Source organism: Ensifer sp. ENS11 (genome assembly GCF_014851895.1).
Classification (GTDB): domain Bacteria; phylum Pseudomonadota; class Alphaproteobacteria; order Rhizobiales; family Rhizobiaceae; genus Ensifer; species Ensifer canadensis.
This window is the reverse complement of sequence record NZ_JACVAN010000001.1, coordinates 280,784-302,982: the sequence shown is the minus strand read 5'-3', so window position 1 is coordinate 302,982 and position 22,199 is coordinate 280,784. Positions and strand designations below refer to the sequence as shown.

The 22,199-nt window shown below is 62.5% G+C and carries 23 protein-coding genes; 10 read left to right on the top strand and 13 right to left on the bottom strand.

The window, feature by feature from the left end; genetic code table 11:
• Window positions 1-32: 32 nt before the first annotated feature.
• The 8 genes from IB264_RS01545 to IB264_RS01510 form a co-directional block, all read right to left on the bottom strand.
• Window positions 33-647: a glutathione S-transferase family protein gene (locus IB264_RS01545; protein ID WP_025425671.1), complete on the bottom strand. Its 615-nt coding sequence runs from the start codon at window positions 645-647 to the stop codon at window positions 33-35.
• A gap of 111 nt (window positions 648-758) precedes the next feature.
• The gene (locus IB264_RS01540; protein ID WP_025425670.1) at window positions 759-1,127 is read right to left on the bottom strand and encodes a DUF1801 domain-containing protein; all 369 of its coding nucleotides are present in this window, start codon (window positions 1,125-1,127) and stop codon (window positions 759-761) included.
• A gap of 13 nt (window positions 1,128-1,140) precedes the next feature.
• On the bottom strand, window positions 1,141-1,563 hold the full coding sequence (locus IB264_RS01535; RefSeq protein WP_025425669.1) for a DoxX family protein: 423 nt from the start codon (window positions 1,561-1,563) through the stop codon (window positions 1,141-1,143).
• Window positions 1,564-1,604: 41 nt separating this feature from the next.
• Complete coding sequence (locus IB264_RS01530; protein ID WP_025425668.1) at window positions 1,605-2,471, bottom strand: nuclear transport factor 2 family protein; 867 nt, start codon at window positions 2,469-2,471, stop codon at window positions 1,605-1,607.
• Between the two features lie 63 nt (window positions 2,472-2,534).
• Complete coding sequence (locus tag IB264_RS01525; RefSeq protein WP_025425667.1) at window positions 2,535-3,017, bottom strand: SRPBCC family protein; 483 nt, start codon at window positions 3,015-3,017, stop codon at window positions 2,535-2,537.
• A 77-nt stretch (window positions 3,018-3,094) separates the two neighbouring features.
• Window positions 3,095-4,369, bottom strand: coding sequence for an RNA polymerase sigma factor (locus IB264_RS01520; RefSeq protein ID WP_025425666.1), 1,275 nt, complete (start codon window positions 4,367-4,369; stop codon window positions 3,095-3,097).
• A complete protein-coding gene (locus tag IB264_RS01515) occupies window positions 4,366-4,740 on the bottom strand; it encodes a YciI family protein (RefSeq protein ID WP_025425665.1) in 375 nt (124 codons plus the stop codon). Before IB264_RS01515 ends, IB264_RS01520 begins: the two co-directional genes overlap by 4 nt.
• A gap of 150 nt (window positions 4,741-4,890) precedes the next feature.
• On the bottom strand, window positions 4,891-5,853 hold the full coding sequence (locus tag IB264_RS01510; protein WP_051509192.1) for a DMT family transporter: 963 nt from the start codon (window positions 5,851-5,853) through the stop codon (window positions 4,891-4,893).
• A gap of 145 nt (window positions 5,854-5,998) precedes the next feature.
• Here IB264_RS01510 and gcvA point away from each other — a divergent pair, with 145 nt between their 5' ends.
• Window positions 5,999-6,880, top strand: a complete 882-nt coding sequence (gcvA, locus tag IB264_RS01505; RefSeq protein ID WP_038575838.1) for a transcriptional regulator GcvA — start codon at window positions 5,999-6,001, stop codon at window positions 6,878-6,880.
• A 61-nt stretch (window positions 6,881-6,941) separates the two neighbouring features.
• Here the strand turns inward: gcvA and dnaA are convergent, their stop codons facing one another.
• The 4 genes from dnaA to mutM form a co-directional block, all read right to left on the bottom strand.
• A complete protein-coding gene (gene dnaA, locus IB264_RS01500; RefSeq protein ID WP_025425662.1) occupies window positions 6,942-8,387 on the bottom strand; it encodes a chromosomal replication initiator protein DnaA in 1,446 nt (481 codons plus the stop codon).
• A 1,040-nt stretch (window positions 8,388-9,427) separates the two neighbouring features.
• The gene (gene rpsT / locus IB264_RS01495) at window positions 9,428-9,694 is read right to left on the bottom strand and encodes a 30S ribosomal protein S20 (protein WP_025425661.1); all 267 of its coding nucleotides are present in this window, start codon (window positions 9,692-9,694) and stop codon (window positions 9,428-9,430) included.
• A gap of 192 nt (window positions 9,695-9,886) precedes the next feature.
• Window positions 9,887-10,660 (bottom strand): enoyl-CoA hydratase, encoded by a 774-nt coding sequence (locus IB264_RS01490; protein ID WP_025425660.1) that lies wholly within the window; start codon window positions 10,658-10,660, stop codon window positions 9,887-9,889.
• A 53-nt stretch (window positions 10,661-10,713) separates the two neighbouring features.
• Window positions 10,714-11,604, bottom strand: coding sequence for a bifunctional DNA-formamidopyrimidine glycosylase/DNA-(apurinic or apyrimidinic site) lyase (mutM, locus tag IB264_RS01485; protein WP_057204300.1), 891 nt, complete (start codon window positions 11,602-11,604; stop codon window positions 10,714-10,716).
• A gap of 198 nt (window positions 11,605-11,802) precedes the next feature.
• Between mutM and ubiE the strand changes: the two genes are divergently transcribed.
• The 9 genes from ubiE (at window position 11,803) to IB264_RS01440 (ending at window position 20,340) form a co-directional block, all read left to right on the top strand.
• The gene (ubiE, locus tag IB264_RS01480) at window positions 11,803-12,579 is read left to right on the top strand and encodes a bifunctional demethylmenaquinone methyltransferase/2-methoxy-6-polyprenyl-1,4-benzoquinol methylase UbiE (RefSeq protein ID WP_025425658.1); all 777 of its coding nucleotides are present in this window, start codon (window positions 11,803-11,805) and stop codon (window positions 12,577-12,579) included.
• 4 nt (window positions 12,580-12,583) lie between these two features.
• Window positions 12,584-14,158 carry a 2-polyprenylphenol 6-hydroxylase gene (gene ubiB, locus IB264_RS01475; protein WP_025425657.1) on the top strand — a complete coding sequence of 525 codons (1,575 nt, stop codon included), beginning with the start codon at window positions 12,584-12,586 and terminating at the stop codon, window positions 14,156-14,158.
• A gap of 223 nt (window positions 14,159-14,381) precedes the next feature.
• Entirely contained in the window at window positions 14,382-14,891 is a 510-nt protein-coding gene (locus IB264_RS01470; RefSeq protein WP_025425656.1) for a GNAT family N-acetyltransferase, read from the top strand.
• 161 nt (window positions 14,892-15,052) lie between these two features.
• Window positions 15,053-15,310, top strand: coding sequence for a hypothetical protein (locus IB264_RS01465; protein WP_025425655.1), 258 nt, complete (start codon window positions 15,053-15,055; stop codon window positions 15,308-15,310).
• Window positions 15,311-15,485: 175 nt separating this feature from the next.
• Complete coding sequence (locus tag IB264_RS01460) at window positions 15,486-16,265, top strand: SDR family oxidoreductase (protein WP_025425654.1); 780 nt, start codon at window positions 15,486-15,488, stop codon at window positions 16,263-16,265.
• 322 nt (window positions 16,266-16,587) lie between these two features.
• Window positions 16,588-17,181 carry an ankyrin repeat domain-containing protein gene (locus IB264_RS01455; protein ID WP_025425653.1) on the top strand — a complete coding sequence of 198 codons (594 nt, stop codon included), beginning with the start codon at window positions 16,588-16,590 and terminating at the stop codon, window positions 17,179-17,181.
• Between the two features lie 13 nt (window positions 17,182-17,194).
• Complete coding sequence (locus IB264_RS01450; protein WP_025425652.1) at window positions 17,195-17,665, top strand: nucleoside deaminase; 471 nt, start codon at window positions 17,195-17,197, stop codon at window positions 17,663-17,665.
• A 174-nt stretch (window positions 17,666-17,839) separates the two neighbouring features.
• On the top strand, window positions 17,840-19,441 hold the full coding sequence (locus tag IB264_RS01445) for an MFS transporter (protein WP_144239130.1): 1,602 nt from the start codon (window positions 17,840-17,842) through the stop codon (window positions 19,439-19,441).
• Window positions 19,438-20,340, top strand: coding sequence for a cation diffusion facilitator family transporter (locus IB264_RS01440; RefSeq protein WP_025425651.1), 903 nt, complete (start codon window positions 19,438-19,440; stop codon window positions 20,338-20,340). Before IB264_RS01445 ends, IB264_RS01440 begins: the two co-directional genes overlap by 4 nt.
• Before the next feature lie 37 nt (window positions 20,341-20,377).
• Here the strand turns inward: IB264_RS01440 and IB264_RS01435 are convergent, their stop codons facing one another.
• Window positions 20,378-21,991, bottom strand: coding sequence for an ABC-F family ATP-binding cassette domain-containing protein (locus tag IB264_RS01435; RefSeq protein ID WP_025425650.1), 1,614 nt, complete (start codon window positions 21,989-21,991; stop codon window positions 20,378-20,380).
• Window positions 21,992-22,199 lie beyond the last annotated feature (208 nt).

The window sequence follows — 22,199 nt, the reverse complement described above, 5'->3', positions numbered from 1 at the left end:
CTGCCTGCATCCAACGCAAGGAAACCGAAGGCTCAATCGTGGGTCTCGCCGGAGAGCGGCGTCGCGCGCATCGATGGTCGTTCCTCGAAGGCATCGAACCAGACGCTCAGCTTCGTCCGGTCACGGAACGACGGCAGGTCACGGAACGCCATCCAGGACAGGGTCGTGGCGAGCGCGATGTGGCCGATATCAAGCGGCGCGTCGACATCGAGCGTCTGCTCCAGCCAGTCATAGGTCTGCTCGATCTTTTCGGCATAGCCGTCGGCGAGCGCCGGATAGCGCAAGGCTTCCGGGCGTCGCTCCGTTTCCCAACGCAACCCGATCCCCGCCTGCGCCAGCCCTTGCGCCACGGCCTGCAATCTCAGGGCATGCCAGCGCGCCTCGCCGCTTTCGGGGATGAGCTTGCGGCTATCATGCAGCGTATCGAAATAGGCGCAGATGACGTCGGAATCGAAGATCGCCGCATCCTCGGGGCGCAAGAGAACCGGCACCTTGCCGAGTGGATTTTCGGCATGGACCTCTTCATTGCGCAGCGTCGGGCTGGTCTCGTGGTGGATCACCTCCAGTCGCTCAGCGATGCCGACCTCGTGGGCGAAGACGAGTGCCTTGCGGGCGAAAGGGGAATGGGTCTGGTAATAGAGGATCATCGTGCCTCGCGGGTGTTGGAAGGAAATTATCCGGTCCCGCGAAGATGTATTGCATCGGACAAGAGAAAGGCGCTCTGTTTCGGAGCGCCCTTTGCAAGTTTGTTTCGTCGTTCAAGATTTGAACGGATCGCCCTTCTCGGCATTGAGGGCGATACCCTTGGCTACCAGCCGCGCCACCTGGGCGCCGTCGACCTCGCCGGTCGCTTTCACCTTGATGAAGGCCATGTCGCCCTTGCCGCCGCCCTTGGCCAGTCGTGGGTCGAGATCGAGCATATCGGCGCCGCGCCAGAAGCCGAGCGTCACATAGTCCTTGGCAGCCTTGATCAGGCAGACCGGTCCGCCGGCCTCATAGATCGGATGGCCCCATTTCACGCTGTCCCTGGTGCCGCCGGCGGCAAGAATGGCACCGTGCAACTCTTTCGCCACGGCAGCCGGCGTACCGGAAAGGCCTGCAATGTAGTCGCTAACCGTTTTGCTCATCGCGAAATTCTCCTTAGGCTTGCTCGTTCTTGAACGGGATCAGCGCGCGCACGCGACGGTCTCGGAGCCACAGGCCAGCCCAGGCGATGACGCCGAGATAGAACCCGAACAGCAGATGGGTGAAAAGAGGGCTATCCGCGCGCAGATGCGTCGCCATGGCACCGCCGAGATAACCGGTGAGCAGAATGGCGCCGAGGACCGACGTTCTCGGGATCGCATAGAGCAGCGCACACAGAAGCGTGAGTACGCCGAGCAGACGCGCAAGGCCAACATCGGCGGGATAGCCGAGCACCGCCAAAGTCTCAGTCACCACGTCCAGTGGCACGAGCTTGATCGCTCCGTCGAAGGCCAGGAACGCAACAACCAGACCGCTCAGCACGCGGCCGAGGATCACCATTTTTCCAGCCGGAGCCGTCATAACAAGAGCAGTGTTCATTCGGGGAGTTCTCCTCGTTTCCCGTTGTCACAAATCGTTCTTCAGTCTGTCTTCTTGGCCGGTCCGACGATGCCCCAGCGGATGCCAAAGGGGTCACGCAGCTGGCCATAGAGGTCGCCCCAGAAGGCGACCGCAAGCGGCATCGTCACTTCGGCGCCGGCGGCAACCGCGCGATCCCACCAGAATTGCGCGTCCTCGACCACCAGATGCAGCACGACGCCCTGCGGCGCGGCATAGGGCATGCCGTGTTCCGGGAAGGGATCGTTGAGCATCAATGCACCGCCATTGATCGTCAGATGGCAATGCATCAGCCGTTTACCGTCTTCGGCGAGCATCCGCCCGCCATCCGTTGCGGCGAAGGCGCGGACGTAGAAATCAGCGGTCGCGTACGCATCCTCGACGCAGAGGTAGGCGATCGGGCCTAGCATCGGTGGCGGCGCCGGCGCTTGCCCGTCGACCGTCGATTTCGGATTGAGATCGACGGCTGCCTTGAGGCTGCCATCCATGTAGAAAGGCACGGACTCGTGCTGGTGTGCGATCTTCCAGCCGGCAGCCATGCGCTTCAAACCGAGGGTCTGGCGGAACCAGACCGACATTTTCCCGGCATCGATCTTCTCGCCGGAAAGTTCGGTGAGCATACTGACGAATGCGACATCGCCGCTGACCGAGATATCGAGATCCCCGAAGCGATAGCCAAGCGGTCCACGCCAGGTGGAAAACCACTGTTCGAGCCCGCCCTCGCCGGCATCGGACGACTTCAGCGGCGGCGCCAGCGAAAAGAGGACACAATCAGGCGTCCCATGGCCGATGACGCGCTTGGCGTCCTTTACCCTCATGGCATCCGCCCAATCATCGATCACCGTACGGATTTCGGCGACGGCGGCACTCTTGTTGTCGATCACGGACATGGCGGGTCTCCCTTCCCGATGGTGGCAGGCGCGAGGGCGACGGCCGTCGAGCCCTGGGCTTGATCAGAGTTGCCTGGCTACCCCTTCGAGCTGGGTGGCGCATTGGCCCCAGCCTTCGTGAAAGCCCATCTTTTCGTGGGCTTCGCGATCCTCGACGGACCAATGGCGGACCCGTGCGGTGTAGCGGGTCTTGGCCCCGACGTCCTCGAAGGTGATGGTTACGACCATGAACGGCTTGTCGGATGGCGACCAGGCATCGGTGAAGGCGTCTGTGAAGACCAGCTTCTCGTTCGGCACCACTTCGAGATAGACGCCGAGATTGGGATAGTCCTCGCCCTCGGGCGAGCGCATGACGATGCGGTTGGCGCCGCCGGCGCGAACCTCGAGCTTTGCCTCCGGCGTCGTCCACGGCGAAGGCGCGAACCACTTCTTCAGCAGCTTGGCATCCGTCCAGCAGCGGTAGACGAGCGCGCGGGGCGCATCGATCAGGCGGGTGATGACCAGTTCGCGGTCGTCGGCAGGTTTGATTTCAGTGACAACGGTCATTGTTTGTTTCTCCGTCAGCGGGTTCAGTCCAAGGACGAAGTTGCAGCCACGGTTCCGACAACCGCCGACAAGATTTTTTATCTTTTTTCAGTGGCCAGGTTTTTCTCGCCCGCATCCTTGCTCAGATGATCGAGCTGCATGCGGATGTGGGAGGCCTCGGCGGCATTGGTGGCCAGCGCGATCGCCCGGTCAAAGGCGACGCGCGCCTCGCGAACCCGGCCTGCCTGCTTCAACAGCGCGCCATTCAACCCATGGAAGTAGAAATAACCCGCGAGTTTTTCGGCAAGTGGCTCGATCAGCGCGAGCGCCGCTTCAGGCCCGTCCCTCTTCGACACTGCGACGGCGCGGTTGAGCGTGATGACCGGCGACGGTTGCAGCCGCTCCAACGCCTGGTAGAGCAGGTCGATTTCTTCCCAATCGGTTTCTTCCGGGCGCGTCGCACGCGCATGCAAGGCGGCGATCGCGGCCTGGATCTGGTAGGGACCCGGCTGGCGATGGCGCACCGCCTTGTCGATCATGGCCAGCGCCTCGATGATCAGAGGCTTTTTCCAAAGGCTGCGATCCTGATCATCGAGCAGGATGATGCCGCCATCGGCATCGAAACGTGCGCGCGAGCGTGAGTGCTGCAGCAGGAGCAGAGCCGTCAGCCCCATCATTTCTGGCTCGGAGGGGAACAGCCGCAGGAGCAGCCGCGCGAGCCGGATCGCCTCCTCACAAAGATCGGCCGAGACGCTGTCCGGCCCGTTCATCGCCGAATAGCCCTCGTTGAAAACCAGATAGATCATGGTTGCGACGGCCGCCAGCCGCTCCGACCGATCGGCCGCGTCAGGCGTTTCGAAGGCGATGCCGGCGGCGGTGACCCGGGCCTTTGCCCGGGTGATGCGCTGCTCCATCGCCGCCTCGCCGACGAGAAAGGCACGGGCAATCTGCTTGACCGACAGGCCGGAGACGATGCGCAGCGCCAGCGCGATCTGCTGCGTTGCCGGAAGGACCGGATTGCTGCAGACAAACAAGAGCTTGAGAATGTCGTCCCGGTAGTGGGAGCCATCGAGACGTTCGGCAAGATCGCTCTCCTGATCCTCGAGATCGGAGAGCAATTCTTCCGGCGGCAACGCGGTCTCGCGAGATTGCCGGCGCACCTTGTCGATGCCGCTGTTGCGACCGACGAAGATCAGCCAGGCGGCCGGGTCACGCGGCGGGCCGCTCTTCGGCCAGGTCTTCAATGCCCGGATACAGGCCTCCTGGAATGCTTCCTCGGCCGTATCGAGATTGCGGAAATAGCGCAGAAGCGCGCCCATTGCCTGCGGCCGAGCGGAAACAAGTGCGAGGTCGATCCAGGTCGTGTCTGTCATGAGGGAAACTCACTTGGCTTGTAGATGGCAAGGGGACGAATTTCATAGGAGCCGTCTGCAGGATTGGCCGCACTGAGCTCGCGGGCGAAATCGAGCGCTTCGTCCAGTGAAGCGCAATCGACGACATAGAAGCCGAGCAGCTGCTCCTTCGTTTCGGCAAATGGGCCATCGATGACGACGGTCTCGCCAACGGCGTGGCGGAGCGTCGTTGCCGCCGTGGTCGGCAACAACCGCGCCACCGGCCCGAGCTTGCCGGCATCGCCATATTTGCGTTGGACGGCAGCAAGGTCACGCATGACCTTGTCGTCCTCGTCCTTGGTCCAGTTGGCAGTGACGTCTTCCTGGTTGTAACAAAATACGGCGTAAAGCATTGGAACTCTCCTGCTCCTGTAACAAGGACGATCTGGAGAAGAGATAGTCGACAAGACCGCCAAAAAAAATACCTGCAATCACGGGCCCAAACGCAATGATCGCGGCAGGTGCCTGCGCACCGCCGCGATCGTTCATGAGCTTGCCTGATTTCAGATATTTTCGCCGCAGGCGAGATCCGGATCGACCGTTTGTTTGCGACGGAAACGCCGGACCAGGCGACCGTCGATAGCGGCGAGGCCGGCGGCGATCAGCACCATGCCGAAGAAATGCTTGGGCTCGAGGTTTTCGCCGAGGAACAAGGCGCCGAGCAGAATGGCGCTGACCGGGATCAGAAACGTCACCAGCATCAGATTGGTGACACCCGCCGTTTCCAGGATGCGGAAGAACAGCACATAGGCAAGCGCGGTCGAGATCAAGGCAATGCCGATGATCGCTCCCCATACTTCAAGGCCCGGCACGGTCAGGGTCCAGGGGTGATCGACGAGCAGCGCGATCGGCACGAGCATGATGCTCGATGCACTGACCTGCCCGGTCGCGGTGACGATGGGCGCAACGCCCATCCGCTTGAAACGACGGGCGAAAACGCCGGCAAAGGCGTAGGAAAGGGCAGCTCCCAGCACGGCGAACTGCGCCAGCACATTCGAGCCGAGCCCGCCGAGCGCTGCAGGCCCGATCATCACCGCCACGCCGAGAAAACCGATCAACACGCCGGAGAGCTTGTTGGCGGTCAGCTTCTCGTCGTCGGTCAGCAGATGGGCGACGACGACGCCGAAGAGTGGCGTGGTGGCATTGAGGATGGAGGCAAGGCCGCTGGCGATATGAGTCTGGCCCCAGACGATCAGCGAAAACGGGATCAGGTTGTTGAGCAGACCCATGCCGAAGAAGGCAAGCCAGATGCGGGGATCGCGCGGCATCGCGCGGCCGGTGAAGCGCAGGAAAATCAAAAGCGCCGTCGCCGCGAGGCTGACCCGCAGGGCAACGATGGTGAACGGCGGCAGCGCCTTGACCGCAACGCCGACGAAGAAAAACGAGCCGCCCCACAACAGGGACAGTGTGATCAGCATGGCCCATTCACCGGGTCCCATCACCTTCGCCTTAAGTGTTTCCGGCATCTCCATACCCTCCTATGATTTAGTTCTTCGCCTTCATCTGAAACAACCATATTGGTTGACTTCGATTTACATAAATAGTGTCAGCATGTTAGTGTTTGCACAAACGAGCATTTCTCTTTCCATGATTGAGTATGGCTAAATCATAATGACACCTCTTCCTTCCCTTGCAGCACTGCGCGCATTCGAGGCCACGGCCCGACACCTGAGTGTGACGCTCGCGGCGCGCGAGCTCAGCGTCACACCTGGTGCGGTCAGTCTGCAGGTGCGTGAACTGGAGCAGACGCTGGGTGTGATGCTGTTTGAGCGACGGCCGCGGCAACTGGTTCTGACCGAGGATGGCAGCACCTATTTTTCGACGCTGCGCCGCGCCTTCCGGATGATGCGGGAAGCGACAGAGGAACTGACGGCGCGAAATCGCGCGCCGGTACTGACGGTGAGCTGCACGCCAACTTTTGCGGCGCAATGGCTGGTGCCGAGGATCAGCGACTTCGAGCAGCGTCTCAACGGCATCGACATCCGCATCAGCGCCTCGAACCGGCTGACCGACTTCGTGTCAGATGGCGTCGATATCGCTATCCGCCACGGTTTCGGTCGCTATGAGGGTCTGACGAGCGAGCGGCTGATCGATGACGAGCTGGTGCCGGTCGTCAACGCGGCCCTTGCCCGCAAGCATCCGCTCACCACGCCGGCCGATCTTTCGGCCCATGTGCTGTTGTATGACGTTCAGAGGTCGGATTGGCAGCTGTGGCTGGAGGCCGTCGGCGCCGAAGGCATAGACACGACGCGCGGTCCGGTGTTCGTCAACAGCAATGGCGCCATCGAGGCGGCAAGAGCCGGCGATGGCGTCGCTCTCGTGCGCCTGTCGCTGGTTTCGCGCGAGCTTGCCGAAGGCGTGTTGGTCGCGCCGTTTCCAACCGGCATCGCCACCGATCTCGCCTATCACCTGGTCTATCCGCCATCGGCCCTCGACCGGCCGGCCGTCACAGCATTCCGTGCCTGGATCGTCGCGCAGGCACGCGGCGCCTGAAACGAAAAAAGCCCGGTTTCCCGGGCCTTTCTCGCAATCGGAAAGTAAATCTATCTCGCGCCTATTCGTTGATCAGGCGCTTCAGAAGCTCGATCTCATGGCTGAGCTTGGTATCGCCGGAGATCAACTCCTCGATCTTGCGCACCGCATGCAGAACGGTCGTGTGGTCGCGACCACCGAAGCGGCGGCCGATTTCCGGGAAAGACCGCGGCGTCAGCGTCTTCGACAGATACATCGCGATCTGACGCGGCTTGACGATGACGCGGGTGCGGCGGTTCGACACCAGCTCCTGGCGCGATACGTTGTAATGCTTGGCAACGACACGCTGGATGTCCTCGATACGGACACGGCGCGGTTCGCCGGCATTGACGAGATGCCCAAGCAGTTCGTCAACGCGTTCGATCGACAGATGCGGTTCGAACGAGCGACGGAAGAGCAACTGGTTGAAGGCGCCTTCGAGTTCGCGGCCGCTGGCGGTGATGTTGCGTGCAACATGGCTCAGGATATCGCCGGGAATGTCCAGCGAAGTATCGTCCTGACGAGCGGAGTCGAGACGGCGCTTCAGCATTTCGAGGCGCATGTCGTAGTCCGGTCCGTCCATTTCGATGGCGACACCGCCCTGAAGACGCGAGCGAACACGGCTATCGAGCGATTCCAGCTCCCAAGGAGCGCGGTCGGCGGCGACGACGACCTGTTTGGCCGAGTCGAGAAGCATGTTCAGCAGATGGCAGAACTCGTGCTGGATCGACTTGCCCTGCAGGAACTGCATGTCGTCGATGACGAGGAGGTCGATGTTGCGCAGCGATTCCTTCAGCGACAGCGCGTCGTTGTCGCGGATTGCGGTGGCAAAGCGCCACATGAAGTATTCGGCCGTCAGATAGACGACGCGTGGAGCGCGGGCGCTCTGCAGCGCCTGGATGGCGATCGCCTGCAGAAGGTGGGTCTTGCCGAGCCCGACGCTTGAATGAATGAACAGCGGGTTGAAGCGCACGGCACCGGCGCCGGCTTCCGCAATCGTGCGGGCGGCTGCAAGCGCAACGCGGTTGGAAGAGCCCTCGACGAAGCTGTCGAAGGTGTAACGCTGGTCGAGCGGCGAGCCGAAAAGCGGCGCCTGGGTCGGCCGCTGAACGCTGGCAACCGCAGAGGCTGCGACCGAAGCCACGGACTGCGCCGTCGTCGGACGGCGTGCGGGCGTTGCAGGAGCCGATTCCGTTGCCTGCGGCAGCGTCTCTTCCTGTGAAACCGGACGGGCGCCACGGGTCGCGGTCCGCACCAGGATCTCGACCTTCAGGATTTCGCCGTCTTCCTGCTGGAAGATCTGGGTGATGATATCGAGATAGCGGTTGTTGATCCAGGACTTCAGGAATGTCGTGGGCACCGAGAGACGCACGACGCTCTTGGAAACCGAATGGAGCTTCAGACGCCCAAACCAGCTGGCGAAGACATCGGGACCGACCTGGGCTTTCAAACGCGCACTCACTCGTTCGAACAGTGCGTCATGCCTCATGTCGTGCTTATCTCCCGCCGCCTGAGATAGATTGCTTCCGGCCTGAAATACGTCGCCGTTCTTTTGAAACGCGCCCGCCGCCGTCACCAAGTTCATCCGCATTTTGCCGCCTTCCGATTATGTTCAGACGCCGTCATCTCTGCCGGCCCCATCTCTTATGTCCGGCACCCACGGCTTCCTCATCGAGGTCATGCCGCTTCACCGAACGTCACAGTCGCAATCCAACCGGGCTCCTCATCTCCCGACCGGGTGCGCGCTACGCGCATCTGCCAGGCCTTGCCGGCCGGCTGATGTCCCCTCGCGCCTCATTGTCAACAAATCCCCCAGTCCGCCCTGGACCGTGCCGGATCCTCCTCCTCGCCGACAACTGTCTCGCACCCTCGTACGAAGCGGACAGCCGAGCGCTGGATTCTATCTCTCGTCAGGCACCGCTTGCACCTGACTTTGAGCAGTGGCGCCACCGGCAACCAGAAGTCGAAATGTCCTCGTCCGGAATGGTTGGGCCATCCGGTTTTTCGTTCTCGACTTGTCTGATTGAACGACGTGGAGCCGCCCTGATACAGGGAACAGAAAGCCTGAAACCATCTCGTTGAAATGGCCTCCGTACTTCCCTTTACAGATATGGTCTGTGTCCCCTGTGGAGGGCATTTAGGCAGGATCGATGGGCAAGATCAATCGCGATTTTTACGCAACCTTAAGCGCTGCCCGTTGACTCTCATGCTGCCTTTTGCTTGCCGCAATCCGAGTCCGGGAAGAATCGCTTTTGAATCAAGGGTTTTGATTTTCGGCTCTTTGATTAGCTGGCGAAAAAGAAAAAAAATAAAAATTCGCTTGACTCATCACGGGCCCAGAAGACCCCCAGCCAGAGACACCCTATCACCAAGGACCTCTCGTAAGTCTCTGAAATTCCTATAGAAATTCTGTCATCGCATTGACACGAGAAATGTCGTGCAGGTTAACCATCGTGATGACACATGTATGAATCGGAAAAGCCCGACGCAAGGGTCGGGCTTTCAATTAACAGATTTTTATTAGCCGGATTAGGCCGAAAGTGCCTTCACGCGCTGTGCAAGGCGCGAAACCTTGCGCGAAGCGGTGTTGGAATGCAGCACGCCCTTGATGGCAGCGCGCATCAGCTCGGGCTGAGCGGCCTTCAGGGCTGCGGCTGCGACCGCCTGATCGCCGGTTGCGATCGCTTCTTCGACCTTGCGGACGAAGTTACGGACGCGCGAACGGCGGGCTTTGTTCACTGCAGTGCGGCGTGCGATCTTGCGGGTCGCCTTTTTCGCCGAAGTTGTATTGGCCATTGATGCCTCTCTTCGAAAACTGACATGAACTCCGCCCTCGCCGTGCCGGGTCACTGCGACCTGTCATCAAAGCAATTCGGGAGCATTATCGGAAAGCCCAGATTTGGCGTTCCAAACTGAGGGCGGCATATAGCGAGAAACGGCCGCCCCGTCAACGCGCAATTTGGAGAAAACTGCGCGTCGCCCCTTGATCTACCTGTGTTTGAACTCCGGCTTGCGCTTCGCTGCGAAGGCGGCCATGCCTTCCTTCTGGTCTTCAGTGGCAAACAGCGAATGGAAAAGCCGCCGTTCGAACCGCAGGCCTTCGGCAAGCGTGAGCTCCAGCGAGCGATTGACGGCCTCTTTTGCCATCATCACCGCCGGCAGCGAGAACGATGCGATCTTCTCGGCCGCAGCCAGCGCTTCCTCCATCAATTTCTCCGGCGCCACCACACGCGAAACGAGTCCTGCGCGTTCCGCCTCGGTCGCGTCCATCATCCGTCCGGTGAGGACGAGGTCCATCGCCTTCGCCTTGCCGACGGCACGGGTGAGGCGCTGCGACCCGCCCATGCCGGGGATGACGCCAAGGGTAATTTCCGGTTGGCCGAACTTTGCCGTCTCGGAAGCGATGATGAAGTCACACATCATCGCCAGTTCGCACCCGCCGCCGAGCGCGTAGCCGGAAACGGCTGCAATGACCGGTTTGCGGGCAGCAGCCACCTGATCCCAGCCGCCGATGAAATCGCCGAGATAGCTTTCGACGAAGTCCAGCGTCTGCATCTCCTTGATGTCGGCGCCGGCCGCAAAGGCCTTCTCCGAACCGGTGACAACAACGGCGCCGATCTCGTTATCGGCATCGAACGCTTTCAGCACCGCGGCAAGCTCGCGCATAACGGTCGAGTTCAGCGCATTCAGCGCCTGCGGGCGATTGAGCGTGACCAGGCCCACGCGTCCGCGCGTCTCGACCAGCAGCGTCTCGTAACTCATTGTCGTCTCCTCCGAATTCGTGTCAGCGGTCGGGTCCGGCCGGACCCGGATGTTCATTTCTGGCAGCGCGGGCAATGAAACGTCGAGCGTCCCGCCTGCACGATGCGGGCGACCGTACCGCCGCAACCCGGCGTGCGGCAAGCCTCCCCTTCCCGGTCATAGACGGAAAAGGAATGCTGGAAATAGCCGAGCGATCCGTCGGCCTGGATATGATCTTTCAGCGACGAGCCGCCCGCGGCGATGGCATCGGCAATGACCTCGCGGATTGCAACGGTCAGGCCCTGCAGTTCCGGCTTCGACCCACCTTGGCTGTCGACGAGGGCGCCTGCCGGCTTCAGCGGCGACAGGCCTGAACGCCAGAGCGCCTCGCACACATATATATTGCCGAGGCCGGCAATATTCTTCTGGTCGAGCAAGGCTACCTTCAGCGGTTGCGCCTTTCCGGCAAAGCGTGCCGCCAGATAGGCGGCGTCGAGCGCGTTGCCGGTCGGCTCTTCCCCGAGTGCGCGGAAGAAGGCGTGGGCCGCCACCGTGTCCCGTCGGGCGAGATCCATGAAACCGAAACGGCGCGGATCGTTATAGATGACACGGGCGGGGCCGACGGCACCTTCCAGATGGAAGATCACATGATCGTGCTTCTCATCCTTGGCGCGTGGGTGGTGAAATTCGTCCGGCGTTTCTGGCAGCGCGCCCTGTTCGATACGGAACGAACCTGACATGCCGAGATGGGCAATGATGACGTCACCGGCCTCCAGATCGATCATCAGATATTTTGCCCGGCGCGACAGCGAGACGATGCGCTGACCGGCAACGGTGGCTGCAAAATTGACAGGGAAGGGAAAACGCAGATCCGGCCGACGCAGTTCTGCACTGACGAGGAGCGCGCCTTCCATGGTCGGCGCCAGACCCCGTTTTACCGTTTCGACCTCCGGCAGTTCCGGCATGCGTCGTCTCCTTCTTTCTTAACCACCACACGCCCGGCATTCTTAACCACCATAAGCCCGGCCGTTGGCATTTCCTTGGCGGGCTACTTATCCTATAGGGGTGCGCTATGCCGCAGCCATGGCCCTGCCCCCGAGATAGCGCGGGTCGGACGATTTCGCTATGGTGCCGGAAAAATTGGTTCAGGTGGAGTTCTTCGTATGACGGATCAGCGGGTATCGGCCAATGGCGGAATGGAAACCTCCTTCGGTTTCCGCAACGTCGGTACGGGCGAAAAGCAGCCGCTCGTCAACGACGTCTTCCATAAGGTGGCCAAGCGCTACGACATCATGAACGACGTGATGTCGGCCGGGCTGCACCGCGCCTGGAAGGATGCGATGATTGCCGCGCTCAATCCGCCGCGCCGCGAGGGCTACAGGACGCTCGACGTCGCCGGCGGCACCGGCGACATCGCCTTCCGCATCATCGAAGCCTCCGACCGCAAGGCGCATTCGACGGTTCTCGACATCAACGGCTCGATGCTCGCCGTCGGCGCGGAACGGGCGGAAAAGAAGAAGCTTTCGGCCAATCTCGATTTTGTCGAGGCCAATGCTGAGGAACTGCCGTTCGACGCGAATTCCTTCGACGCCTATACGATCGCCTTCGGCATCCGCAACGTCCCGCGTATCGATGTCGCGCTCAAAGAAGCCTATCGTGTGTTGAAGCGCGGCGGGCGACTGCTGGTGCTCGAATTCTCCGAAGTGGAGATGCCGCTTCTCGACCGTTTCTACGATGCATGGTCGTTCAACGCGATCCCGAAATTCGGCAAGCTGATCACCGGCGACGAAGCGCCCTATCAGTATCTGGTGGAATCGATCCGCAAGTTCCCGAACCAGCGCGATTTTGCCGCCATGATCAAGGAGGCGGGCTTCTCGCGCGTCTCCTTCACCAATTACACCGGCGGCATCGCAGCGCTGCATTCCGGCTGGAAAATCTGATCTTATGAGCACAGCTGGAGCATATGTCCGCCTCGTGCGGATCGGCTGGGTTCTCGTGCGCGAAGGCGTCGTCTCGGCGGTCCCGACCGAACACCTGCCGCCCTTTGCCCGTTTCGCCCAGAAGGCAGCCGGGCTTTTCGCCCGCCGCAAGGTGCTAGGCGAGGAGCGCAGCGACCGGCTGTCGCGCGCCGTTGCACGCCTCGGCCCCTCCTATGTGAAAATCGGCCAGTTCCTGGCAACCCGCCCCGACGTCGTCGGCGCGGAATTTGCCGCTGACCTGTCGCTGCTGCAGGACCAGATGGCGACCTTTCCGCAAAGCGAAGCCAAGGCCGCGATCGAGGGATCGCTCGGCCGCAAGGTCGAAGACCTCTACGCCGAATTTTCCCTGCCGATGGCGGCCGCCTCGATCGCCCAGGTTCATCCGGCCATCGTCATGCGCGACGGCCGGCCCGACAAGGTTGCCGTCAAGGTCATCCGCCCCGGCATCCGCCAGCGTTTTGCCTCCGATATCGAGGCGATGTATCTCGTCAGCCACATGCAGGAGCGTTTCCTGCCCTATACGCGGCGGCTGAAACCGGTCGAGGTCACCAAGACGCTAGAGCAGACGACCAAGATCGAAATGGATCTTCGGTTGGAAGCAGCCGCCCTTTCCGAACTCGGCGAGAACACCAAGGAAGATTCCGGCTTTCGCGTACCGAAGGTCGATTGGGAACGCACCGGCCGCGACGTCGTCACCATGGAATGGATCGACGGCGTCAAGATGTCGGATATCGACGGGCTGAAGGCGGCGGGCCACGATCTCGACGCGCTGGGCGACACCCTGATCCAGTCCTTTCTCCGCCACACATTGCGCGACGGCTTCTTCCACGCCGACATGCATCAGGGCAACCTGTTCGTCGACGATGCCGGCCATATCGTCGCCGTCGACATGGGCATCGTCGGCCGTCTCGGCAAGAAGGAACGCCGCTTCCTCGCCGAGATCCTGTTCGGCTTCATCACCCGCGACTACCAGCGGGTCGCCGACGTGCATTTCGAGGCAGGCTACGTGCCGTCGCATCATGATGCCGCGAGCTTCGCCCAGGCGATCCGCGCCATTGGCGAGCCGATCCACGGCCAGCCGGCCGAGACCATCTCGATGGCAAAGCTGCTGACGCTTCTGTTCGAGGTGACCGAGCTCTTCGACATGCAGACACGGCCGGAACTGGTCATGCTGCAGAAGACCATGGTCGTCGTCGAGGGCGTCGCGCGCACGCTCAATCCGCGTTTCAACATGTGGAAAGCATCCGAGCCTGTGGTCGGCAAGTGGATCCGCGACAATCTCGGACCGAAGCGCATCGTCACCGACCTGCGCGACGGCCTGCACGCGGCCCTTCGTCTGGCCGAAGCAGCACCGGAAATCGCCGCCCGCACGGAAAAATTCTCCAGCGAGATCATGGCCATGAGCGAAAACGGCCTACGGTTCGACGCCGAGACGGCGCATGCCATCGGCAAGGCCGAGGCACGCCACACGCGCTCCGGCCGCCTGGCGCTGTGGCTGATTGCCGCCACGCTCGTCTATATCGCCTGGCAGGTGACCTGAGCGCCACCGGCAATCCGGTCGCCGAACCGGCTTGCAATTCCACTGCCGCTTGTTATCGTTCCGACATGGACAATCGTTCGATGATCGCAATGGTGCTTTGCACGCATATCCAGGGGTGTGCGGGAGACCACGTGCGTTAAACGGACTGTCCCCCGACCAACCCTGCCGAGGCGAGCAGGGTTTGGTCCTGTTTCCTCGGTGCCAGCGAGCTGATGAGGAAACAATGACCGAAGCCACCCCCTCCCCGACACTCAGGATTCGAGCGGCGCGCGTCGTCGACTGGGAAGCGATCGCCGCACTTATGAGCCAGCCGGGCATCCGCTCCGGCACGCTCAGACTGCCCTATTCGACACCGGAGCAGACGCGCAAGTGGATGGAGGGCCTGTCGGAGGACAACACTGTGATCGTGGCCGAGCGCGACGGCCGCATCGTCGGCATGGCCGGTCTGCACCGCAATAAGGGGCGCCGGCATCACTCCGCCGTGCTCGGCATCAGCGTCGATGACAACCACCGCGGCGAAGGCATCGGTAAGACACTTCTTACATCTCTGATCGATGCTGCCGATAACTGGCTTGGGATCAGCCGCATCGAGCTGACCGTCTTTACCGACAACGAAGCGGCAATCGCGCTTTATCGCAAGACCGGCTTCGAACCCGAAGGCACGCACAGGGCCTATGCTCTGCGCAATGGCGTGCTGGCCGACGTGCTGGCGATGGCGCGCATTCGCGCCTGATCGCGGCCGGACCATGCGTCCGGGTGGTGAGGAAGAGGTGGCAGGGCTTTCGGTTCTGCCGCCGGCTGCAACCATGTTCCATCCGGAACTGCGAATAAGCAGACGACATGCGATCTTCTCCCCATGGATGACGGGAGTTCATCCCTGGAGGAGAGAACACCATGCGCAAGATCATCATCGCCGCGGCCGTCGCAATCACCGCAGCCGTTTCCTTTGCCGCGCCGTCACAGGCTGGCGGTGTGACGATCGGCTTCAGCAACGGCGCCTACGGCCATGGCTGGAGCGGCCAGATCGGCTATGTCGACGGCTATTACGGTGGCTACTACGACGAGTATCGCCCCTATTGCTTCATCAAGAAAGTCAGGCGCTACGATCACTACGGCAATGTCTACTACGAGCGTATCCGCATCTGCCGTTAATAATAGCAAGGGGCGAGGGACACGAGGCCCGGCCGGTTTCCGGCCGGGCTTTTCGACGTCTGGCGCTCATCACCTTCATCCGAATTGCCGGTTCCCATCCGCTTACCCCATTGACGCCGCGTCGCTGCCGGGCTCCAAAAGCAGCAACGCAAATCGCATGGGAAGGTAGACCGTCATGGATCTCGGCATCACAGGCAAGAAGGCGCTCGTGCTCGGCGGCAGCAAGGGGCTTGGACGCGGCATCGCCGAAGCACTCGCGGCTGAAGGCGTTGCCGTCGCGGTGACCGGTCGCGACGCAACTACGGCCGAAAAGGTCGCAGCAGAGCTCAGTTCGAGCGCCCGCGGTTTTGCGCTCGATCTTTCCAAGCCCGAAAGCCTCGACGCGCTGCTCGATCGGCTCGCCGCCGATTTCGGCGCGATCGACATTCTCATCCTGAATGGCGGCGGGCCGCCGCCGTCGCTTGCGTCCACCATCGAGCCGGAGTTCTGGCGGACGCAGTTCGAGACCATGGTGCTCGCCGGCATGCGCATCACCGGCCGGGTTCTGCCCGGCATGAGGGAGCGCGGTTTCGGCCGCATCATTGCCGTCGCTTCGACCAGCATCCGCGAGCCGATCCCGGGCCTGACCGCCTCCAACGCGCTTCGAAGCGCTGTTGCCGGCTGGCTGAAGACGCTGGCCGGCGAAGTCGCCGCCGACGGCGTGACCGTCAACATGCTGTTGCCGGGGCGGCTTGCGACCGACCGCACCTTGGGCTTCGACCGCATGGACGCCGAGAACGAAGGCGTCGATATCGCCACGGTTGCCGCGCGCAGCCAGGCGGATATTCCAATCGGCCGCTATGGAACGCCGGCGGAATTCGGCGCTGCCGCCGCATTTCTCGCGGGCCGGCCCGCGGCCTATGTCACGGGCGTGGCACTTCCCGTCGACGGCGGTCTCAGCCGATCGATGCTCTGAGTTGCCGCGTCAGTCCGCCCTGCCCCTCCCTTGAAAATACAAGCGACCGGCTCAAGGCGGTCATTTATTATTGCATCGTGCGTCAGACATGGCGTTCAGAAGCTTCAATTTCGCAGGTGAACTTCACCGCAAATTGATGCTGGTTTCAGGGGTTATGCAGTAAAACCTGCAGCCGGGCGCCGTTTGCCCGGCTGACCATACGACTGGCCAAACGACTGGCTAAACGACTGGAATGACCCCCATGAACTCACCATCGACCGGGTGGCTGCTCGGGATTGCACTCTTCGCCTCAGCCCTTCTTCCCGCCGCTGCAGGAGCCGCCATGCTTGAAAAGGAAATGATTGCCGCAGCTTCGGCCGGCAACGCCGCCGAACTGCGCGAATTGATCAAGCGCGGAGCAACGCTCGACGCGCGTGACGCAAGCGGCGCGACCGCTCTGCTCGTCGCCACACACGAAAACCGCATCGACGCTGCCCGCGCGCTCATCGAAGCCGGCGCGGATGTCAATGCGAAGGACAAGATCGAGGACAGTCCCTACCTCTATGCTGGCGCGCGCGGCCATCTCGAAATCCTGAAGCTGACGCTTGCCAACGGCGCCGACCTCAAAAGCACCAACCGTTACGGCGGCACGGCGCTGATCCCTGCGGCAGAACGCGGCCACGTCGAAACGGTGAAGACGCTGATCGAGGCGGGCGTCGATGTCGATCACGTCAACCGGCTGGGCTGGACGGCGCTGATCGAAGCCATCATTCTCGGCACCGGCGGCGAAAAGCATACGGAGATCGTGCGATTGCTGATCGACGCGGGCGCGAACGTCAATCTTGCCGATGGCGAGGGCGTGAGCCCATTGAGCCACGCCCGGCAGCGCGGCTATGGCCGGATTGAAAAGCTGCTTACCGCCGCCGGCGCCCGTTGAAATCGGAGGGGACATGAAGCAGGAAAGACGCTTTCTCGGCGAGGCTGTCGCCCTTGCCCGCGCCAATGTCGAAAAAGGTGGCCGTCCCTTCGGCGCGGTTGCCGTTCGCAACGGCGAGGTTATCGCCAGCGGCGTCAACGAGATGCTTGAAACCGGCGATCCGACATCGCATGCCGAGATGAATGCCCTTCGCCTGGCGGCAAAGCGCCTCGGGTCTCCCCGTCTTGAAGGCGTTGCGATCTATGCCAGCGGCCAACCCTGCCCGATGTGCATTGCGGCCATGCGCATGGCCGGCATCACCGAGATCGCCTACGCCCACTCGAATGCCGACGCCGAACCCTACGGGCTGTCGACGGCGGCAGTCTATGCCGAACTGGCAAAACCCCTTGGCGAACAGTCGATGCGCTTTCGCCATGTGCCGGTCGACGATAACGACCTGGCACCGCTCTATGCGGAATGGCAGCATCGTCAAAAAGAGGGCTGACAAGCGGCCGGCACCGGTCAAGCCCAGCCACAGCTTGGGCAGCCCCCTGCGGCGGCCACTGCCAGCGCCGGCCGGTGGTGCCTCCGACGGGCGGACGGGCACGGCAAAGGCAGTGAGGCGCCGGAACAACCCGCCTGCTCACGCCGACCGACGGTGTCTCGACAACCAGAGCCCTTGCCGAACACACGCGGCGAGTGTAATCGCGAAGGTGAGATTGCCCTCTCCTCCCTGCCGCCCAGCGTTCCTCGGAGAACTTCGGCGGCCCAGCCCGCGGGTGCTGCGATGAATGCCTTTTCCGAACGCACGGGCCGCCTGGTGGCGCTGCTTCTCATCGCCGGCTCCGGCGTGGTGACGATCGCCAAGGGCATGAGCCTGACCTTCCTCGCGATCCGCCTGCAGCGGGATTTTGGCCTTACCCCGGCAGGTATCGGCGTCCTGATTGGCGCGGGCCCCCTGCTCGGCGCGATCATCAGCCCGTTTGCCGGCAGCCTGTCCGATCGCATCGGCCGAACGGGTGTGCTGACCATAGCGCTCTTCATGGCCGGACTGGCGCTGGCGGGGCTCGGGCTGGCGCACTCGATCGCCGCCTTCGCGCTGGCGCATATCGTCTCTGCGGTTGCCGCCGCCGTCTATGAACCGGTTTCGCGCGCATTGATGAGCGATGCCGCGCCAGCGCATCTGCGCCTGCGGGTATTCTCCTGGCGCTATCTGGCGATCAATGCCGGCTGGGCCGTCGGGCCGTTGATCGGCGTCTGGGTCGGCGCTGCCTATTCGACCCTATTCATCATTGCCGGCATCATGCATGCGGCCTTCGGCCTCGTGCTGTTCTTCACCGTGCCGGAAGCGAGCAACAGACGGGCGGTCGAGACGGGACCGGGGTCCAACACCACGGGCGGCTGGCGCGGGCTTGTCGCTGCCTTGCGCGACCGCCGACTGATCTTCTTCGTCATCGGCGGCACCCTGCTTTTGGCCGTTCATGGTCAATGGTCGGTGACATTGTCGCAATATCTCAACACCGGCTTCGAGGATGGCGTCACCCTGTTCGCGCTGCTGGTTTCGACCAACGCAGCAACGGTGCTCGTCGCCAGCACGCCCGCCCGCTTCGTCATTGAAAGGATCGGCGCGCTCAAGGCGCTGTCGCTCGGCTGCCTGCTGTTCCTGCTTGGTGAAATCGGCTTTGCAGCCTCGTCCGGCGTCGAAATGCTGGTCGCCTCGATGATCCTCTTCACCATCGGCGAGGTGCTCGTCGTGCCCTCGGAATATGTGCTGGTCGACGGCAGGATGCCGGCAATCGCGGCACCTATTTCGGCGCCCATTCACTGTCCACCGTCGGCAATTTCCTTGGGCCGCTCATCGGCGGCCTTGCACTCGGCGCAAGCGGCGGCGCCGGCATGTTCCTGCTGTTCGCGCTGCTTTCAGCGGCAAGCGCGCTCCTGTTTGCAATCGGCCATTCCATGCCGCCGCCCCGCCGGCACGCACCGATGCGCTCGATGGCAGCGCCGTCGGCCGAGATCTCATGCGCTTCGGTCAATTCGCCTAGGGCCGGAGGCAGCATTGCCCCACGCAGGGGTGGTATTCGTGTTCACAATCATCATGCTTGGGCTCATCGATCGCCTCCCTGGTGCGACACGAGATCGCCGCAGGGCAGCGCTGCCGCCGCTTTTTCTTGCCAACCGGAAGCGCTACCATCGCCTCGTCTGCGTGATCACCGTCACCATTTCGTCACTGGCACAGCCTAAGCACCGCGTCGAAACAGGAGTGAATACAAGATCATGACCACCGCCACCGAACAAACCGTCCTCAAGCGATCGATCGCCGCCACCATCGTCGTCGGCGCGACAGGCGTGCTGTTCGGCCTGTTGTCCGGATCGGTGTCGATCGTGTTCGACGGGGTGTTTTCCGTCGTCGACGCCGCCATGACGCTGCTGGCGCTGGGAGTGACGCGGCTGATCCCACGGGAAAGCAGCCGCTTTCAAATGGGCTTCTGGCATATCGAGCCGATGGTCCTGCTGTTAAACGCCGGCCTACTCACGACGCTCTCCTTCTACGCCCTTATCAACGCCGTCGACTCGCTGCTGTCGGGCGGCCGCGAACTCGCCTTCGACTGGGCGATCGCCTATGCCGCCGTCGTCGTCGTCATCTGCATCGTGATGTTCATCTACGGGCGGCGGGCGAACCGCACGATCGGCTCGGAATTCCTGGCGTTGGATGTGCGTGCCTGGGCGATGTCGGGCACGATTACCGCAGCCCTGCTTGTTGCTTTCGTGGTCGCCGCGATGCTGAAGGGCACCGCCTATGAAGACTGGACGCCCTATGCCGACCCGGCAATTCTGGTGGTTCTGACACTTTGCCTGATCCCGCTTCCGCTGAAGACCGTCTATGCCGCGCTGAAGGAAATCTTCCTAGTCGCCCCGGCGGAACTGGACGAGAAAGTGCGCGAGGCAGCGCGCAATGCCGCCAGCCGCCACGGCTTTGCCGATTATCGCACATACGTCGCCAAGGTCGGCAGGGCCCGGCTGATCGAGATCTACCTGATCGGATCGGCCGAAACCCGGGTGGATACGCTTGCGAGCCTCGATGCGATCCGCGCCGAGATCGGCGCGGAAATCGGCGAGGCCGGGCGCGATCGCTGGCTGACGATCGCCTTTACCGGCGACGTGAAATGGGCGCAGTAGCGCCCACTGCCGGCGTGCCGCCCGAAATCATCCGCCTTTAACGAACGTTCGAGCGACGACCTGCCGACGGGGTCGTCAGATCGATCCGGCGCGTTATGCCGATCGCCTCCAGAAACGCCTCGTCGTGGCTGACGACGATGAGCGCCCCGTCGAAAGCCCGCAGTCCCGCCTCCACCGTCTCGATGGAATCGATATCGAGATGGTTGGTCGGCTCGTCGAGAATCAGGAGATCAGGCGGGCTCTCGCCGCCAAGCACGCAGGCGAGCCCCGCACGCAGCATCTGCCCGCCACTCAGGCTGGAGACGCGCTGCAGTGCCGCGTCGGCGCGGAACATGAACCGCGCGAGCGCCGCCCGACAGGCGTTTTCGCCGGCGCCGGGATGGAGCCGGCGGAAGTTGTCGCGGATCGACACCTGCGGATCGAGCAGGCTCACCTGTTGATCCAGAATGGCAAAGTCCGTCAGAACCCGAACCTGACCCGACCAGGGAGCAAGCTTGCCTGACATCAGCGACAGAAACGTCGTCTTGCCTGAACCGTTGCGGCCGGTGATCGCCACCCGCTCCGGCCCGGCAATCGTCAGCGACAGATTGGCGAGCACCGGACGGTCCGGGATATAACCGGCGCTGACATCATCGACCTGAAGAACGGCACGGCCGGGCGGCAGCCCGGTCGAAGGCAGCCGGACCGAAAACGGCTGGAGGATCTCGATGCGTTCGCGGGCGGCGGCAAGATCGCCGAGCGCCTGATCGCGTCGCCGCTCGGAAAGCCGCGCGTTGTCGCCCGCCGTCTTTTCGCTGCGCTCCTTCTTCGCATCGAGCAGCAGAAGCGGCTCGTCACCTTTGGCGCGCTTTCTGCGGCCGGCGCTATCCTTTCGGGCCTTGCGCTCCGCGAGCTCCTGCGTCTTGCGGTCGACCTCCGCAAGGCGTCGTTCCGCGTCGGCAAGATCGTGCCGGGCCGATGCGAGTTCGATCGCCTTGCGCTCGCGATAGTGGCTCCAGTTGCCGCCGTAGCTGGTGGCGCCGAGAGAGGTGAGTTCGACGATCACATCCATCGTGTCGAGAAGCTCGCGATCGTGGCTCACGACGATGGCGCCGCCACGCCAGTTCGCCATCAGCTCGATCACTGCCTCGCGCCCGGCGCGGTCGAGATTGTTGGTGGGTTCGTCGAGCAGGATGAAATCGGGATCGGCAAAGACCAATGCCGCCAGCTTGGCACGGGTCAGCTGCCCGCCGGATAGCGATGAGAGCGGCGTCTGCGCTTCTGCCTCCAGCCCGAGGCGAGCGAGCGCTGCGGCCAGTCGCGCCTCCAGCGTCCAGTCGGCAATCGACAGCTCGTCGATGCTGGCGGTGCCTTCCTCCGCTCGGCGTAGAAGCGCCAGCGCATCGGCAATGCCGAAGAGGTCGGCGACGCTCTCCTGTTCGGCGACCTGCACCGTCTGGCGCAGGATGCCGAGGCTGCCGTCGACCGAGACTGTGCCGGCCTGCGGCTGGAGTGTTCCCGCAATCAGCTTCAGCAGCGTGCTTTTGCCGACGCCATTGCGCCCGACAAGGCCAGAGCGCGCCGGGCCGAACGTCAGGCTCAGGTCGGAAAAGAGGCTGCGGCCGTCAGGCGTTGACCAGGTGAGATGGGAGAGCGAGATCGAAACAGGCATGGATACGGATTTCCCTGATGGCAAAAAGAGTGGGCTTTGCTGTCAGGTGGAAATCCATCGATGCGTGTATCCTGTGGTAATTTCTATCGATGCAAAGATAACATCGATCGTGTTTTCTTCAAGGCAAGGATGCCATAGCCGCTCGCCGCGAACCGTGAGCACTTGGTCGCCGCTCAGTCTGGAAACATCCTTGGCGCCCGTGCAACCG

Excerpts from the sequence above, each read along its gene's own strand:
- rpsT (WP_025425661.1), bottom strand. The coding sequence starts at position 9,694 with ATGGCCAATACAACTTCGGCGAAAAAGGCGACCCGCAAGATCGCACGC.
- IB264_RS01545 (WP_025425671.1), bottom strand. The coding sequence starts at position 647 with ATGATCCTCTATTACCAGACCCATTCCCCTTTCGCCCGCAAGGCACTC.
- mutM (WP_057204300.1), bottom strand. The coding sequence starts at position 11,604 with ATGCCGGAACTGCCGGAGGTCGAAACGGTAAAACGGGGTCTGGCGCCG.
- gcvA (WP_038575838.1), top strand. The coding sequence starts at position 5,999 with ATGACACCTCTTCCTTCCCTTGCAGCACTGCGCGCATTCGAGGCCACG.
- IB264_RS01535 (WP_025425669.1), bottom strand. The coding sequence starts at position 1,563 with ATGAACACTGCTCTTGTTATGACGGCTCCGGCTGGAAAAATGGTGATC.
- IB264_RS01525 (WP_025425667.1), bottom strand. The coding sequence starts at position 3,017 with ATGACCGTTGTCACTGAAATCAAACCTGCCGACGACCGCGAACTGGTC.
- ubiB (WP_025425657.1), top strand. The coding sequence starts at position 12,584 with ATGAGCACAGCTGGAGCATATGTCCGCCTCGTGCGGATCGGCTGGGTT.
- IB264_RS01490 (WP_025425660.1), bottom strand. The coding sequence starts at position 10,660 with ATGAGTTACGAGACGCTGCTGGTCGAGACGCGCGGACGCGTGGGCCTG.
- IB264_RS01530 (WP_025425668.1), bottom strand. The coding sequence starts at position 2,471 with ATGTCCGTGATCGACAACAAGAGTGCCGCCGTCGCCGAAATCCGTACG.
- ubiE (WP_025425658.1), top strand. The coding sequence starts at position 11,803 with ATGACGGATCAGCGGGTATCGGCCAATGGCGGAATGGAAACCTCCTTC.
- IB264_RS01455 (WP_025425653.1), top strand. The coding sequence starts at position 16,588 with ATGCTTGAAAAGGAAATGATTGCCGCAGCTTCGGCCGGCAACGCCGCC.
- IB264_RS01450 (WP_025425652.1), top strand. The coding sequence starts at position 17,195 with ATGAAGCAGGAAAGACGCTTTCTCGGCGAGGCTGTCGCCCTTGCCCGC.
- IB264_RS01515 (WP_025425665.1), bottom strand. The coding sequence starts at position 4,740 with ATGCTTTACGCCGTATTTTGTTACAACCAGGAAGACGTCACTGCCAAC.
- IB264_RS01435 (WP_025425650.1), bottom strand. The coding sequence starts at position 21,991 with ATGCCTGTTTCGATCTCGCTCTCCCATCTCACCTGGTCAACGCCTGAC.
- IB264_RS01465 (WP_025425655.1), top strand. The coding sequence starts at position 15,053 with ATGCGCAAGATCATCATCGCCGCGGCCGTCGCAATCACCGCAGCCGTT.
- IB264_RS01460 (WP_025425654.1), top strand. The coding sequence starts at position 15,486 with ATGGATCTCGGCATCACAGGCAAGAAGGCGCTCGTGCTCGGCGGCAGC.
- IB264_RS01470 (WP_025425656.1), top strand. The coding sequence starts at position 14,382 with ATGACCGAAGCCACCCCCTCCCCGACACTCAGGATTCGAGCGGCGCGC.
- IB264_RS01540 (WP_025425670.1), bottom strand. The coding sequence starts at position 1,127 with ATGAGCAAAACGGTTAGCGACTACATTGCAGGCCTTTCCGGTACGCCG.
- IB264_RS01520 (WP_025425666.1), bottom strand. The coding sequence starts at position 4,369 with ATGACAGACACGACCTGGATCGACCTCGCACTTGTTTCCGCTCGGCCG.
- IB264_RS01510 (WP_051509192.1), bottom strand. The coding sequence starts at position 5,853 with ATGCCGGAAACACTTAAGGCGAAGGTGATGGGACCCGGTGAATGGGCC.
- dnaA (WP_025425662.1), bottom strand. The coding sequence starts at position 8,387 with ATGAGGCATGACGCACTGTTCGAACGAGTGAGTGCGCGTTTGAAAGCC.
- IB264_RS01440 (WP_025425651.1), top strand. The coding sequence starts at position 19,438 with ATGACCACCGCCACCGAACAAACCGTCCTCAAGCGATCGATCGCCGCC.